Annotated in this window: 10 protein-coding genes, 1 tRNA gene and 1 pseudogene; 1 reads left to right on the top strand and 11 read right to left on the bottom strand. The window is 65.3% G+C overall.

From position 1 onward, the window contains the following. Positions 1 to 112: 112 nt before the first annotated feature. From AC0L3U_RS01250 to AC0L3U_RS01265, 4 genes are all read right to left on the bottom strand, one after another. Entirely contained in the window at positions 113 to 1,354 is a 1,242-nt protein-coding gene (locus AC0L3U_RS01250; RefSeq protein ID WP_473360384.1) for an acetamidase/formamidase family protein, read from the bottom strand. Positions 1,355 to 1,403: 49 nt separating this feature from the next. Further along, a complete protein-coding gene (locus AC0L3U_RS01255; RefSeq protein ID WP_473360385.1) occupies positions 1,404 to 3,026 on the bottom strand; it encodes an amino acid ABC transporter permease/ATP-binding protein in 1,623 nt (540 codons plus the stop codon). After that, positions 3,026 to 3,943 (bottom strand): ABC transporter substrate-binding protein, encoded by a 918-nt coding sequence (locus AC0L3U_RS01260; RefSeq protein ID WP_007610235.1) that lies wholly within the window; start codon positions 3,941 to 3,943, stop codon positions 3,026 to 3,028. Before AC0L3U_RS01260 ends, AC0L3U_RS01255 begins: the two co-directional genes overlap by 1 nt. Before the next feature lie 431 nt (positions 3,944 to 4,374). Continuing rightward, positions 4,375 to 4,638, bottom strand: a complete 264-nt coding sequence (locus AC0L3U_RS01265; protein WP_473360386.1) for a hypothetical protein — start codon at positions 4,636 to 4,638, stop codon at positions 4,375 to 4,377. Positions 4,639 to 4,892: 254 nt separating this feature from the next. On the opposite strand from AC0L3U_RS01265, the gene AC0L3U_RS01270 reads away from it, so the two are divergent. Next, the gene (locus AC0L3U_RS01270; RefSeq protein ID WP_473360387.1) at positions 4,893 to 5,105 is read left to right on the top strand and encodes a hypothetical protein; all 213 of its coding nucleotides are present in this window, start codon (positions 4,893 to 4,895) and stop codon (positions 5,103 to 5,105) included. 86 nt (positions 5,106 to 5,191) lie between these two features. Here the strand turns inward: AC0L3U_RS01270 and AC0L3U_RS01275 are convergent, their stop codons facing one another. The 7 genes and pseudogenes from AC0L3U_RS01275 to AC0L3U_RS01305 all read right to left on the bottom strand — a co-directional run bounded on the left by AC0L3U_RS01275 (position 5,192) and on the right by AC0L3U_RS01305 (position 14,364). Then, positions 5,192 to 5,338, bottom strand: a complete 147-nt coding sequence (locus AC0L3U_RS01275) for a hypothetical protein (RefSeq protein ID WP_007610232.1) — start codon at positions 5,336 to 5,338, stop codon at positions 5,192 to 5,194. A 188-nt stretch (positions 5,339 to 5,526) separates the two neighbouring features. Continuing rightward, positions 5,527 to 5,600, bottom strand: a tRNA-Cys gene (locus tag AC0L3U_RS01280). A gap of 57 nt (positions 5,601 to 5,657) precedes the next feature. Next, positions 5,658 to 6,409 (bottom strand): annotated as a pseudogene (locus AC0L3U_RS01285) (ABC transporter ATP-binding protein). A 10-nt stretch (positions 6,410 to 6,419) separates the two neighbouring features. Beyond that, complete coding sequence (locus AC0L3U_RS01290; protein ID WP_473360388.1) at positions 6,420 to 7,136, bottom strand: ABC transporter permease; 717 nt, start codon at positions 7,134 to 7,136, stop codon at positions 6,420 to 6,422. Positions 7,137 to 7,334: 198 nt separating this feature from the next. After that, positions 7,335 to 8,069 carry a tRNA-uridine aminocarboxypropyltransferase gene (locus tag AC0L3U_RS01295; RefSeq protein WP_473360389.1) on the bottom strand — a complete coding sequence of 245 codons (735 nt, stop codon included), beginning with the start codon at positions 8,067 to 8,069 and terminating at the stop codon, positions 7,335 to 7,337. 41 nt (positions 8,070 to 8,110) lie between these two features. Next, positions 8,111 to 11,215, bottom strand: coding sequence for an efflux RND transporter permease subunit (locus AC0L3U_RS01300; RefSeq protein ID WP_473360390.1), 3,105 nt, complete (start codon positions 11,213 to 11,215; stop codon positions 8,111 to 8,113). Further along, positions 11,215 to 14,364, bottom strand: a complete 3,150-nt coding sequence (locus AC0L3U_RS01305) for an efflux RND transporter permease subunit (protein ID WP_473360391.1) — start codon at positions 14,362 to 14,364, stop codon at positions 11,215 to 11,217. The genes AC0L3U_RS01300 and AC0L3U_RS01305 overlap by 1 nt, the downstream gene beginning before the upstream one ends. Positions 14,365 to 14,366 lie beyond the last annotated feature (2 nt).

Consider the following 14,366-nt stretch of genomic DNA (forward strand, 5'->3'; position numbering starts at 1 on the left):
GGATCGAAGCAACCTCTGTGCCAGACGCACGCGGTCATCCGTCGCAGCGACGGGCCGCAAATGACGGTCTTTGGTCACGTCCTCATCCCGAAATGGAATGTGCTTCAATGCATTAGTCGCACCGGAAGATGTTCTTGCGGATCGTGCCGTGAACGCCCCAGTTAGCGTCGACCACCTGGGTGACGCCAAAATCGGCGCCGACCGATAGCAGCGAGATCGCCTCGTCCTCGCTCAAGCCGTGCACGGTCATCAGGAACCTCCTGAGCTTGCGGAACGCGTCACGCATCGCACGGTCGAGACTCGAGTGATTGGCAATCTCGGTTTGTGCGTCAGCGCCGAGCGCGGCGAGGTAGTTCGGATAGGTGAAACCGTAGAACGACCAGGCCTGATCGGTCTCCAGCATCGGATGGTCGAGACCCTCGAGGCTGGTGCCGGCGAGATCGGCCTTCTTGTGCAGGACGAACTCGAAATCACCGGTCAGCGAGGTCTCGATCGCAGTGCCGCCAAGCTCGCTGTCACCTTGCGCGGCGTGGGGATCGCCGACCGAGAAATAGGCGCCGGGGATCGCGACGGGATAGAACATTCGCGCGCCCTTGCCGATGCGCCAGTCGTCGATGTTGCCGCCGGTATAGCTCGGCGGGATCGAGCTGACGAAATCGGCCTCCGACGGCGCAAGCCCCATGGTGCCGAAATGCAGCCGTGCCGGCACCTTGACGCTCGCGAGGATGTTCTCCCGCTTCTTGATGGTGGCGTGATCGACGCGCACGCCGGGATAATCGATGGTCCGATGCACGATGCCGTCAGGATCAGTCTGCGGCGTCCAGACATAGTTGTAGACCGCCTTGGCGCAGGGCTCGCCGGAGGTGTCGAGCTCGAAGATGGTGACGACCTCGCGCGGCTTCGGCTCCTCGATCAGATCGTGATAGTGAAACCCCCAATTCGCGGCGACGTTGGAGCCGAAGCAGCGCCCGGCATGACAGGCGCTGCAGCTCGGCCGCGGCCTGATATCGAGGATGCGCACCTCGAGAATGTCGCCGGGCTCGGCGCCTTCGATTGCTACCGGACCGGTAAGGAGATGCACGCCGATCCCCTCGCCTGCGCCGCGAATGAAGGGGCCTTCCGTCGGGCCCGAACCGCGTCGCGCGACTGCCTTGTGCTCGCGCGTCCACTGGAACACGCTCTCGGCGCCGGGATCACCCTGGATCATGCGCTCGTAGTCATCATTGGCGTGGTGGGTCAGCGTCTCGATGGTGGCGCGATCCCCCGAGCGCAGCGTCAAGGCCGGCGCGACCTTCTTGGAGAAATAGCCCCAGTGGACGGTCTTCGGCGAAACCGGCAGCGTGACATGCTTCATGAGGTGGCCTCTTCTGGAAACGCGGTCTTGAACGTTGCGGGTGCGGCTCTCATCGCACCGCCTCCGGAGTCTTGTCGGTTTCCATCACGCTGAGGAAACGCGCAGTCAGCGGATTGCGGGGGCTGGAGAGAACCTCATGCGCGGGCCCCTCCTCGATGATCGTGCCGCCGCTCAGGAAAGCGACACGGTCGGCGACCTCGTCCGCGAAGCGGATCTGGTGCGTCGAGATGATCATGGTGAGGCCATCATCGATGGCGAGCCGCCGGATCACCTCCAGGACCTCGCTGACGAGCTCGGGATCGAGCGCCGAGGTCGGCTCGTCCAGGAGCAGCACGCTGGGGTTCGGTGCGAGCGCTCGGGCGATCGCGACGCGCTGCTGCTGACCGCCGGAGAGATGCCGCGGCAGCGCGTCGGCGCGGTGCGACAGCCCGACCCGGTCGAGCAGCTCGGCGGCGCGGCGATCGGCATCGATGCGGGTCATGCCGTGCACCCAGCGCAAGGGACCGGCAATGTTCTCCTTCGCCGAGAGATGGGCGAACAGGTTGAATTGCTGGAACACCATCCCGACGCCCACGCTTGCCCGCTCATTGGCGATCGCGCGGGGCGGCAGCAGCTTGCCGTTGTCGTCGAAACCGAGACGGCGTCCCCCCACGCGCACCGTGCCCCCGTCCCAGCTTTCGAGATGATTGATGCAGCGGAGCAGCGTGCTCTTGCCGGAGCCGCTGGGCCCGAGCAGTGCGACGACCTCGCCGACGCGCACCGTAAAATCGAGGCCGCCAAGCACCTTTTGCGCGCCGTAGCTCTTGGTGAGGTCCTTGGTCTCGACCGCGATGTTGTTGCGCGAGATCGTTGCCGCACGCCGGGTGCGTTCATCGCGGGTCAAGGCCAGCGGCGGCGTGTGGGTGATCTCAGCCTGTGCAGGCACTTGGACGTCGACGGGCGCTGCGGCAAGTTCGAGCTCGGTGGCGAGATCGACGCGGCGCCAGGGCAGATAATCGGCGAGCTTGCGCTGGCGACCTTTGGCGCGGTCGAGATCGAGCAGCCATTCGACAAAAAGCTGGATGACGCTGATGGCAAAGGTCAGCACGAGATACAGCAAGCCCGAGGCGAAGAAGATCGAGAAGAAGTCGAAGGTCGAGGACGCAAGCTGGGTCGAGCGCAAGGTCAGCTCCTGGACCGCGACCACGGAGGCGAGCGACGAATTCTTCAGCGCACTCACGGCCTCGTTGCCGAAGGCCGGGATCATGGTGCGGATCGCCTGGGGCGCGATCACCCGCCACATCAGGATCCGCGGCGTCATGCCGAGCGCCTGGCCGGCCGTCACCTGCCCGCGATCGACGCCGAGCACGCCGGCACGCAGCATCTCGGCGATGAACGGCGCCTCGTTGCAGGCCAGCGCAAGGCCGGCGGCCAGCACCGCCGGCAGTTTGATGCCGATATGCGGCAACGCGTCGTAGGCGAACACCATTTGCAGGATCAGCGGCGTGCCGCGGAAGATCACGGTGTAGGCCCTGGCGATCGCCGCCAGCAGCCAGAAGCGGGAGAGCTGCATGCCGGCGAGGATCAATCCGAGGATCAATCCGCCGCCGAGCCCGAGGGCAGTCACCTCCAGGGTGAGCTCGATGCCCTCGAGCAGATACGGCATGCTCAGGTAATGGAGGAACAGCGACATCAGTCGGCCGTCAGAATGTCAGGCTCCTTGAAGTTGTTCACGTCGAGCCCATGCTTCTTCAGAAGCTCCATATGCGTGCCGGCCTTCTGGACCTCGATCAGGGCCGCGAGCACGGCGTCGCGGAATTTCGGCTTGTCCTTCGGAACGGCGATGCCGACCGAATACGGGATCGTCACCGCTGTCGCCTTCTCCAGCTTGTCCGGATAGGCCTTGACGGCGCTGTCGACGGTGTTGACGTCGTTGACATAGGTGTCGGCACGACCGGCGAGGATCGCCTGGATGCAGTTGGCGTTGTTGTCGTAGAGCTGGACGGTGGGCTCGGCCTTGCCCGCCTTCTTGCACTCGGGCATCAGCGCCTGGATCAGGGGCACCTCGACATAGCCCGTGTTTTCAGCGGCAGCGGCGCCGCACATCGACATGTTGATGCCGTTGATGCCCTTCGGATTGCCCTTGGCCACCAGCACGCCGTCGAACACTTTCGAATAGGTGATGAAGTCGGCGGCCTTGGCGCGCTCCTTGGTGGCGTAGATATCGGAAATCACGATGTCGGCTTGTCCCGCGGCCAACGTGGTCAGGAGCGCCGCGAACGTCACCGGCTTGTAGGTCAGCTTGAAGCCGAGGCATTCGCCGATGGCTTCGCCGAGATCGATGTCGAAGCCGATATATTTGCTCGGATCCTTCGGATCGATGGTCTCGTAGCCCGGCGTGTGCGGATTGATGGCGTTGACGAGGGTCTTGCCCTTCCAGTCCGGATATTTGTCCTGGAGCGCAGCGCAGGCCGCAGGCGCCGCAGCCTGCGCGCTCAGGGGCGCAGCTGCCAGCGCGCCGAAAGTGACCGCGGCACCGAGCGCGGCCTTGCGCCAAGACAGCGATGCACGCGCGTTCCCCCGCGCCTGGGGCAATACCGGTCTCTCCATCTCCAGCTCCTTCGAATTGTCATGGCAATGGCCATGTTCCAGATCGCGGAAGCGAGCCTAGGAGGAGAGCGGACCGGAAAGCTTGTCCGCGGGCGTACAAAAAATTGGATGGAAGGAGCCCGCCATTTGGGCAGGCGGCTGCACAAAAACTGTTCGTGAATGCGGACGCCGCAGCGCGCAATTCCGAATTCGGAAGAACCATATGATCCCGCGCTGCGCCGCGATCTGCGCGATCAGCGAATCATTCGGTGAGGTCATTTGACAGAGATATGACAATCGAAGGACGCATCTGCGCGGGGGGCATCCGAAGCACATCACTGCCTTCCACAGCCTGTCCGCAGCATACCCACAGCCTATCCACAGGCCGACTATGCCGGATTCTCGAGCCCGCGCGAGCCACTTGCTGCGCACAAACCCACAGGCCCGGCATGTCAGCCCCCGGCCTGATCGAACACGCTGCGGCAAGCCTCGCTCAAGCTTGACCTGTTACGGCGCAGGCACGTTGTGATGGCGCGAACGTTGGGGATTTCGCCGGCGCAGAGCCGGTAGACGTCGGGGGTACAGGCCCGGCGCTGCTCGGGCGTTCCCTGCTGCGCATGGGCGGCGGAGGCAAACAGCGTCAGGAACAGCCCGACCGTCGAGGCGCGACGCGCCCGGCTTTTCACACCCGCAAACCGCAAGAACCTCGCCTTCATGACCAGTCTCCCGTCTGCCTTGCCCGCCGGCCTGTTTTGGCCGGTGTGCGAAGGGGTAGGAGAAATAAACAGCCGAAGATGTGACCTCCTTCACACTGGAGGCACCCGGCAGGAACCTAAGTTTCCCAACGGGATTTCATCAATCGCTAACCAATCGGGACCCGATTGGCCGATCGTTAAAATGCGAACGATCGGCTCAACCGGGAAACAAATCGGCTTTGCGACATTGCGCCATCCGCGGTCCGGAGGGTGTGATGAGCGAAGCCGAATTCAACTTGCTGCTGGATGCCGTCCAGGACGCCATGGTCCATGACGATCTGGCGTTCGTGCCGGGGGAGGATTTCGTGCCGCGCTCGTGGACCTATTACGCGAAGCCCAACGCCTCCGCGAAACCGAAGGCCGCTAATGACAACGAGGGCGCCTGGCCCCTGCTGCCGTTTCCGGACGGCTGGTACGCGGTCTGCTAAGGCCAATTTTACCGTGAGCCGATGCGCCCGCGCTGTGCGGGCGTTTTGCTATGGGCCCTACGCCACGAGATTCGGCGTGCCCGCGGTCAGGTCTTGACGCGCTCTCCGCCGTCCTGCGGCGCCTGGTCGGGTGCGGCCGGCGGAAAGATGCTGTCATAGATCGCGCGGGCCTCGCGAATGAGGCGAGCCCGCTCCAGCTCGGATTTCGGGACAAATCGGACGATTTCGCTCACGTGCTCTCCAGCGCTCGATCGTTGGGATGCATCACTTCGCAGATGCGAAGACTATGCCAGCAGGCTGAATGGCGGGTTTCCGCCGGGCCCCGGGCAAACCCGGTGTGCGCGGCCACCACGCATTGCCGCCGCAGGCTGATGGCAGCCGCGATGCGATCGAATATTGCTGAGATATCAGGAGGTTGTGATGGAGGCCACGTCGGGACTCGAACCCGAGTAAACGGTTTTGCAGACCGGCGCGTAACCACTCCGCCACGTGGCCCCAACGAGGGCGGAGCAATATAGGGGATCACGGGTTTAGGCAACCCCGACCGGGCAGCTACGCCTTCGCGCCGCCGAGATATTGGCCGAGAATCTCATCGGTTGCGCCGGCCGCCACGATCCGCCCCTCCTCCAGCAGGATCGCGCGGTTGCAGGTGCTCTTGATCAGCGCGACGTCGTGCGAGGCGAGCACCAGAATTCCGGCGCGGACGACGATCTCGTCGAGCCGCTGCCGCGCCTTCTTGCGGAACTGCTGGTCGCCGACGCCGATCCATTCGTCGAGCAGCACGATCTCGCCCTCGACGGCGGTTGCGACCGCAAAGATCAGGCGCAGCATCATGCCGCTGGAATAGGTGCGCAGCGGCAGGTCGAGCCGGTCGCCAAGCTCGGTGAATGCGGCGATCTCCGCGCGCTTGGCGTCGATCTCGGAGCGCCGTGCGCCGATCACGAGGCCACGCCGCATGATGTTCTCATAGCCGGTTGCCTCCTCGTCGAAACCGGCCGAGAGATCGAACAGCGGCTGGCAGCGGCCCAGCACGTCCACGCTGCCCGACGTCGGGTGGTAGATGCCGGCGAGCACCCGCAGCAGCGTGGTCTTGCCGGCGCCATTGGCGCCGATGATGGCGACGCGGTCGCCGGCACGGATGTGAGGCTGACGTCGTTCAACGCCGAGACGATGTGCGGGACCGCTGCGTTCCGCCGCAGCGTCACGGCGCTGACGAACCGCCTGCGCAGCGAGCGGTCGCGGAACGACAGCACCGGAAACCTCACCGAGACGTTGCGAAGCGCGATATGAGCTGCAGGGGTCATATCTCGCACCTCACAGCCAATAGGCCACGCGATGGCGGTATTTTGCGTAGCAGCCGAGGCTGATGATGGCGATGATGGTCGCATAGATGATCCCGAGCAGCCATTGCGCCGCATCGGTCGGCTGCGACAATAGCGGCCTGCGCACCAGATCGAGCAGCGTTGCAAACGGATTGGCGCGGATCAGCCAATAAAACGCGGTGCCGCGCACGGTGTCCTCGGTCCAGATGATCGGCGTCAGGAAGAATACGAATTGCAGGCCGCTAACGATCGCCGAGCCGATGTCACGAAACCGCGCGCAGAGCATGCCGAGCGCAACCGAGCCGCCGAGCAGCACGACGAGCAGGATCGCAATGCCCGGCACCGCGAGCAGCATGCTCGCATGCAGCGGCCACGGCATCACGAGATAGAGCAGGACGACGATCACCAGATGATGCGCAAAGATGAGGACGTTGCGCGCGATCATCTGGAGCACATGCACGATCAGCGGCGCCGGCACGGCCTTGATCAAATGGCCTGATGCCACGAAGATGTTGGAACCTTCCTGGAGCGTGGTCGCGATCAGCGTCCAGACGATCAGGCCGACGGCGAAAGTCGGCAGAAAGTTCGCGATGTCCTGCCTGAACAGTGCCGCATAGACCGTGCCGACGCTGGCAATGGTCGCAGCGAGCGTCAGCGTGATCCAGAGCGGGCCGATCACGGTGCGCCGGTAGCGCAGCGAAATGTCCATCAGGGCAAGCGTGCCCCAACGATCGAACCGCGCCGCCTGGGCAAGGATCTCCTTGGCTGCAAGCTGAATGCGACGGCCCCTTCCGTTTCCGGCGTTCCGATGGTGCGACAGGATAGCAGATCGCGGCCTGTTGGCCGATGGTCTCTATCCGCCCGCCTCTCGCGGGACAATCGGTCGTACGGATGATCCGGACCGGACTCAGGCTCGCTTACCCCGCCGGACACCGCGCCGGCGGTCCTTGACCGGCGGCTTTGGCGCCAATTCGGGCATCTCGGTCTGAACCTCACGGTAGCGGGTTAACATCCGTTCGAAACAGGCATTCAGCGTCTCAGCGATGTCCGGGCGCTTCTCCAGAGTGGAGAGGATCGTCGCTGCGGCCTCGATGGTCGACAGTCCGTCCTTCCGAGGCTCCTTGCGCAGGCGCCCGTAGCGCGAGGGCGCGGCCGGGTTCAGGATGACGCGCTGGCATTTCAGCATCCAGGGGTTGCGCCACCACAGGGCCTTGGCTTGGCTCCAGGTGCCGTCGAGCAGCACCACACCTTCGAGCTTGCCGAGGCGCGCGCGCTGGTTGTCCGCGACCTCGCCCTTGCGGTTGAGGGCCAGGATTTCGCCCTCGGCCTCGAGATCGGCGGCGTGGGCCGAGCCGAGATAGAGCACGGCCCAGTGCGAGGCGTTCTCGATCGGCTGCCCCAGCGCCTTGGACAGGCTCGGCCAGGACAGGCCGACCCGCAGCGTGGCACCGGCGAAATGCTTCGCAAGCAGCCGGGCGGTGCCGAGCGCCCTGTCCTGCTCCTGCGGATGCTGAAGGATCAGGAGTCCAAGGCGGTTTTTAAGCGGCGTGACGCTGTCGCAGATGCACAGCGGCATCGGCTTCTGGCAGTGTAGGCATTCGGGGATCGGATCGGCCGGCGCGGCGGCGGTGGGGTTCGACATGGTCGCCGCTATACGCTCTGCAGGGCGGTTCAACAACCCGCCTATTCCGCCGGCGCAGCCAGCGGGCGCGGCTCGCGCCGTCGGCGCAGGCGGTCGATCAGCAGGTAGATCACGGGCGTAGTGTAGAGCGTCAGGATCTGCGAGACGAACAGGCCGCCGATGATGGTGATGCCGAGCGGACGGCGCAGCTCCGTGCCGGGCCCGGTCGCGACCACCAGCGGAATGCCGGCGAACAATGCCGCCATCGTCGTCATCAGGATCGGCCGGAAGCGCGCCTGGCAGGCCTCGAAGATCGCCTCCGCCGACGACAGGCCGCGCTGGCGCTCGGCATCGAGCGCGAAATCCACCATCATGATGCCGTTCTTCTTGACGATGCCGATCAACAGGATGATGCCGACGAAGGCGATCACCGTCAGTGGCGTGTTGGTGAGCTGCAGGGCCAGCAGCGCGCCGAGGCCCGCCGAGGGCAGCGTCGAGATGATCGTGAGCGGATGGGCGAGGCTCTCATAGAGCACGCCGAGCACGATATACATCGCCACCAGCGCGCCGAGGATCAGGAGCGGCTGGCGGCCGCTGGTCTTGGCGAAGTCCCCGGCATTGCCGTCAAAACTGCCGCGAATGCCCTCCGGCATGTGCAGTTCCTCGACAGCGCGCTGGATGTTCTGCGTTGCGGCCTGGATCTGCACGTCCGGCAACAGGTTGAACGACACCGTGGTCGATGGGAACGACTGCGAATGATAGACCGCGAGCGCGGCCAGCCCGCGCGTCGCATGCACCACGGCCGACAGCGGCACCTGCGCGTCGCCCGCGCCGGCGACATAGATGCGTTCGAGGTTGGACGGGTCGACCTGGAATTTGGGGTCGATCTCCAGCACAGTCATGTACTGGTTGCGCTGGGTGTAGATGATCCCGATCTGCCGCTGCGAGAACGCGTTGTTGAGCGCGTTGTCGATATCCTGGACGCGGACGCCGAGCGCCGAGGCCTTCTGACGGTCGATCGACAAGGTCAGTTGAAGCCCGCCGGGATCGCGGTCGCTGGAGACGTCGGTGATGCCCTCGACGCTCTCCATGCGCTTGGCCACGATCGGCGCCCACTTCTGCAACAGGCCGAGGTCGGTGCTGGTTAGCGTGTACTGGTAGTCGGAATCGCTCTGCCGTCCGCCGGCGCGCACATCCTGGGCAGCGAACATGAACAGGCGGATGCCGGGCACCGGGTACAACGCCCGCCTGAGACGGTCGATCACCACCTGGGTCGAGACGTGGTCGCGCTCCTCCGGCGGCTTCAGGCTGATGAACATGGTGCCGCGGTTCGAGGTCGGAGCGCCCGGGCCCCCGCCACCGCCGACCATCGAGCCGATGCCGGCCACCGCCGGATCCTGCATCACGATATCGGCGAGCCGCTGCTGGAGGCTCAGCATCGACTGGAACGAGATGTCGGCCGAGGCGCGCGTCGCGCCGATGACGAAACCGGAATCGTCGGTCGGGAAATAGCCCTTGGGGACCTTGATGTAGAGCACCACGGTGAGGCCGATGGTGGCAAAGAACACCAAAAGCGTCAGCAGTGGAAACTCCAGCACAGTGCGCAGGGTGCGGGTGTAGAAGGCGACGATGCGGGTCAGCGAGCCCTCGATGACCCGATCGAACAGCGTGGCGGATCCCGACGTGGTCTGCCTGATATAGTGGGCGCAGATCATCGGCGTGACCGTCAGCGACACCAGCGTCGAGACCAGGATCGCGAAGGTCAGCGTCAACGAGAATTCGCGCAGCAGACGGCCGACGATGCCGTCCATGAAGATCAAGGGCGTGAAGGCGGCGATCAGCGACAGGCTGATCGACACCACGGTGAAGCCGATCTGCCGGGCGCCTTCGAGCGCCGCCTGGAGCGGCCGCATGCCGTGCTCGAGATTGCGATACATGTTCTCGATCATGACGATGGCGTCGTCGACCACGAAGCCGACCGAGATCGCCAGCGCCATCAGCGACAGATTGTCGATCGAGAAGCCCGCGACCCACATCCCGGCGCAGGTCCCGGCCAGCGCCAGCGGCACGGAGATTCCGGCCGCGATCGTCGGCGTGAGCCGTCGCAGGAACACGAACACGACGACCATCACCAAAATGGCGGTCGCCAGCAGCGTCCATTGCATGTCCAGCACGCTGGCGCGGATCGTGCTGGTGCGGTCGACCAGGGTGGAAACATCCACGCCGGCCGGAATCCACTGCTTCAGGTCCGGGATCAGCGCCTTCACCCTGTCCACGGTGTCGATGACGTTGGCGTCGCCCTGCTTGGTGATCTGGATCAGCACCGCCGGCTGCTTGTTGAACCAGGCGATGGAACGGGCGTTACGGACGGAGTCCTCGATGTCAGCGACGTCGGCCAGCCGGACGAAATTGCCGTTCGAGCTCTTGATGACGATGTCGCGGAACTCTTTCGCGGTCCGCATCTGCCTGTTGAGCGACAGCGTTTCGCTCTGGCGCTCGCCGTTGAAGATGCCGACCGGACCGAGCGGGTTGGCGCTGATGATCGCAGTCCGCACGTCGTCGGTGGCGATGCCGGCGTTGGACAGCGCCACGGGATTGAGCTGAATGCGTACCGCCGGTTGGTCCGCGCCGCTGATCGTCACGTTGCCGACGCCCGGCACCTGCGAGATGCGCTGGGCCAGCACGGTGTCGGCCACGTCGTAGATCGCGCTCGCAGCAAGGGTCTTTGAGGTCAGCGCCAGCACGAAGACCGGGGCGCCTGCGGTGTTCGCCTTGCGGAACCGCGGCAGCGTCGGCAGATCGCTGGGCAGATCGACCAGCGCGGCGTTGATCGCGGCCTGCACGTCGCGCGCGGCCTTGTCGATGTTGCGGCCGATGTCGAACTGGAGCTGGATGTTGGAGACGCCGAGCGACGAGGTCGAGGTGATCTGGTTGATGCCCGCGATCTCGCCGAGCCGGCGCTCCAGCGGCGACGCCACCGTCGCCGCCATCACCGACGGATCGGCCCCCGGCCGGCTCGCCGAGACGAAGATTGCGGGAAAATCGATGTTCGGGACCGAGGCGACCGGGAGGAACTCGTAGGCCACGATACCCAGCAGGAACAACCCGATCGACAGCAGCGTGGTCGCGACCGGGCGGCGGATGAAGGGCTCCGAGATCGATGCCATCACTGCATCCCCTCGGTCGCGCCCGCGACCGGCGGCCCGCCGGACTCCGCAGGCGGCAGCGCCTGCTCGAGGCGGCGGTTGATGCGGTCGAGTGCGAGGTAGATCACCGGGGTGGTGTAGAGCGTGAGCAATTGGCTGAGCAGCAGGCCGCCGATGATGGAGATGCCGAGCGGAAAGCGCAGCTCGGCGCCGGTGCCGCTCTCGATCGCCAGCGGCAGCGCGCCGAACAGCGCGGCCAGCGTCGTCATCATGATCGGGCGGAAGCGCAGCAGGCAGGCCTGCACGATCGCCTCCTGCGCCGGCATCCCCTGCCCGCGCTCGGCCTCGAGCGCGAAGTCGATCATCATGATCGCGTTCTTCTTGACGATGCCCATCAACAGGATGATGCCGATCAACCCGATCACCGAGAGGTCCTGCCCGCACAGCATCAGCGCTAGGATGGCGCCGACGCCGGCCGAGGGCAGCGTCGAGAGGATCGTGATCGGGTGGATGTAGCTCTCGTAGAGCACGCCGAGCACGATGTAGATCGTGATAACGGCGGCGAGCAGCAGCCAGGGCTGGCCCGCGAGCGCCTTGGCGAATTCGGCGGCGTCGCCGGCATAGACGCCGACGATGCTGTTGGGCATCTCGATCCGGGTCTCGATGGTCTTCACGGCCTCGACGGCGTCGCCGAGCGCCGCGCCCGGGGCGAGATTGAAGCTGAGCGAGATCGACGGGAATTGCGCCTGGTGCGAAATCGCTAGCGGCGCGGTGGTGCGGGTCAGCGTCGCCACGGCGGAGAGCGGCACCTGTGCGTTGGGCGCGCCGGCGGTCGCGCTCGCCGCGCCCGGCAGATAGAGCTTCGACAGGATCGAGGGATCGCGCTGGTACATCGGCAGCGCTTCCAGCACCACGCGGTACTGGTTGGCCTGGCCGTAGATGGTCGAGATCTGGCGCTGCGCGAAGGCGTCGTTGAGCGTGTCGGTGATGCCCTGGAGGCTGACGCCAAGCTGGCCGGCGCGGGTGCGATCGACCGTGAGCTGCGCCCGCAGGCCGCCTTCCTGCGCCTCCGAGGAGACGTCGCGGAACAGCGGATCGCGCCGCATCTCGGCCACCAGCTTGCGCGCCCATTCCGACACCAGGGCGGCGTCGGTGCCGGTCAGTGTGTACTGGTATTGCGAGCGGCTCGACTGGGTCGAGATCTGCACGTCCTGTACCGGCTGGAAGTAGACGGTCATGCCGGGGATGGCGGCCACCCGCTCCTTCAGCCGGGTGATGACGACGCTGACATCGTCGCGCCGCTCGCCGCGAGGTTTCAGCGTCATGACAAGACGGCCGACATTGGTGGTCGGATTGACCGAGCCTGCACCGATCACCGAGACCACACCTGTTACATCAGGGTCGGCCTTGATGGCGTCGGCCGCGTCGGCCTGCCGCTTCTGCATCTCCGCGAACGACACGTCCGGACCGGCCTCCGTCACCGCCGTGATCGAGGCGGTGTCCTGCAGCGGCAGGAAGCCCTTTGGCGCGACGACATAGAGCGCCAGGGTCGCAATCAGCGTGGCGAAGGTCACGACCAGCGTCGCCCGCTGGCGCTCCAGCACCCAGAGCAGCGTGCGGTGATAGAACTCGACGGTGCGGTCGATGAAGCGGCTGACCGCGGCAAGACCCGGCACTGCCAGCTCTTCATGGGCATGCTTCAGCAGGCGCGAGCACATCATCGGCGTCAGCGTCAGTGACACCACGGCGGAGGTCACGACAGCGATCGTCAGCGTCAGCGCGAATTCGCGGAACATGCGGCCGACAAGGCCCGACATGAACAGCAGCGGGATGAACACCGCGATCAGTGATACCGTCAGCGAGATCACGGTGAAGCCGATCTCGCTGGCGCCCTTCAGCGAAGCCTCCATCGCGCTGTCGCCGTTTTCCATGTGGCGGACGATGTTCTCGATCATCACGATGGCGTCGTCGACGACGAAGCCGGTGCCGATGGTGAGCGCCATCAGCGACAGATTGTCGAGGCTGAAGCCGGCGAAATACATGATCCCGAAGCTGGTGATCAGCGACAGCGGCAATGCCACGCCGGCGATCAGCGTGGCGCGCAGCGAACGCAGGAACAGCAGCACCACCAGCGTCACCAGCACGACGCTCAGGATCAGCGTGAACTGCACGTCGCGGACCGAGGCACGGATGGTGACGGTGCGGTCGGAGACGATGGTGAGGTTCACGCCGGCCGGAATAGCGCGCTGGACCTTTGGGATTTCCGCCCGGATCTGGCTGACGACGTCGATCACATTGGCGCCGGGCTGACGCTGGATGTCGATGATGACGGCGGGCGAGCCTTGATACCAGCCGCCGGTGCGGTCGTTCTCGAGGCCATCGACGATCTGCGCGACGTCGGCGATGGTGACGGGGGAGCCGTTGCGGTAGGCGATGATGACAGGCTTGTAGGCGTCGGCGGCGGCGATCTGGTCATTGGCGGCGATGATGTAGGATTGCTGCGCGCCGTCGAGCGAGCCTTTCGGCCCCGAGACGTTGGCATTGGCAATCGCGGTGCGCAGGTCTTCCATGGCGATGCCATAGGCTGCAAGCCGCGCGAGATCCGCCTGAATGCGGACGGCCGGCTTCAACCCGCCCAGGACCGAGACGCGACCGACGCCGGAAATCTGGCTCAGCCGCTGCGCCAGAAGCGTGTCGGCGATGTCGCTCATCGCCCGCAACGAAATCGTGTCGGAGCGTAGCGCCAAAGTCATCACCGGCGCATCGGCCGGGTTCACCTTGGCGTAGGTCGGCGGATAAGGCAGCGTCTTCGGCAGCACGCCGGCCGCGGCGTTGATCGCGGCCTGGACATCCTGGGTCGCACCATCGATGTCGCGATTGAGATCGAACTGGAGCGAGATCTGGCTGACGCCGAACGAACTCGTCGAGTTCATCGCCGACAGCGACGGGATCTGGCCGAGTTGCCGCTCCAGCGGCGCGGTGATCAGTGAAGCGATCACGTCGGGACTCGCGCCGGGCAATTGCGTCGTCACCTGCACGGTCGGGAAATCGACCTGCGGCAGCGCGGACACCGGCAGCGCGAAATAGCCGAGCAGCCCGCCGATCAGAAGCGCGATGCCGAGCAACGAGGTTGCGATGGGACGGCGGATGAAGGGTTCGGAGACGCCCATGG

Source organism: Bradyrhizobium sp. Kon69 (assembly GCF_055807515.1).

Excerpts from the sequence above, each read along its gene's own strand:
- AC0L3U_RS01250 (WP_473360384.1), bottom strand. The coding sequence starts at position 1,354 with ATGAAGCATGTCACGCTGCCGGTTTCGCCGAAGACCGTCCACTGGGGC.
- AC0L3U_RS01255 (WP_473360385.1), bottom strand. The coding sequence starts at position 3,026 with ATGTCGCTGTTCCTCCATTACCTGAGCATGCCGTATCTGCTCGAGGGC.
- AC0L3U_RS01260 (WP_007610235.1), bottom strand. The coding sequence starts at position 3,943 with ATGGAGAGACCGGTATTGCCCCAGGCGCGGGGGAACGCGCGTGCATCG.
- AC0L3U_RS01265 (WP_473360386.1), bottom strand. The coding sequence starts at position 4,638 with ATGAAGGCGAGGTTCTTGCGGTTTGCGGGTGTGAAAAGCCGGGCGCGT.
- AC0L3U_RS01270 (WP_473360387.1), top strand. The coding sequence starts at position 4,893 with ATGAGCGAAGCCGAATTCAACTTGCTGCTGGATGCCGTCCAGGACGCC.
- AC0L3U_RS01290 (WP_473360388.1), bottom strand. The coding sequence starts at position 7,136 with ATGGACATTTCGCTGCGCTACCGGCGCACCGTGATCGGCCCGCTCTGG.
- AC0L3U_RS01295 (WP_473360389.1), bottom strand. The coding sequence starts at position 8,069 with ATGTCGAACCCCACCGCCGCCGCGCCGGCCGATCCGATCCCCGAATGC.
- AC0L3U_RS01300 (WP_473360390.1), bottom strand. The coding sequence starts at position 11,215 with ATGGCATCGATCTCGGAGCCCTTCATCCGCCGCCCGGTCGCGACCACG.
- AC0L3U_RS01305 (WP_473360391.1), bottom strand. The coding sequence starts at position 14,364 with ATGGGCGTCTCCGAACCCTTCATCCGCCGTCCCATCGCAACCTCGTTG.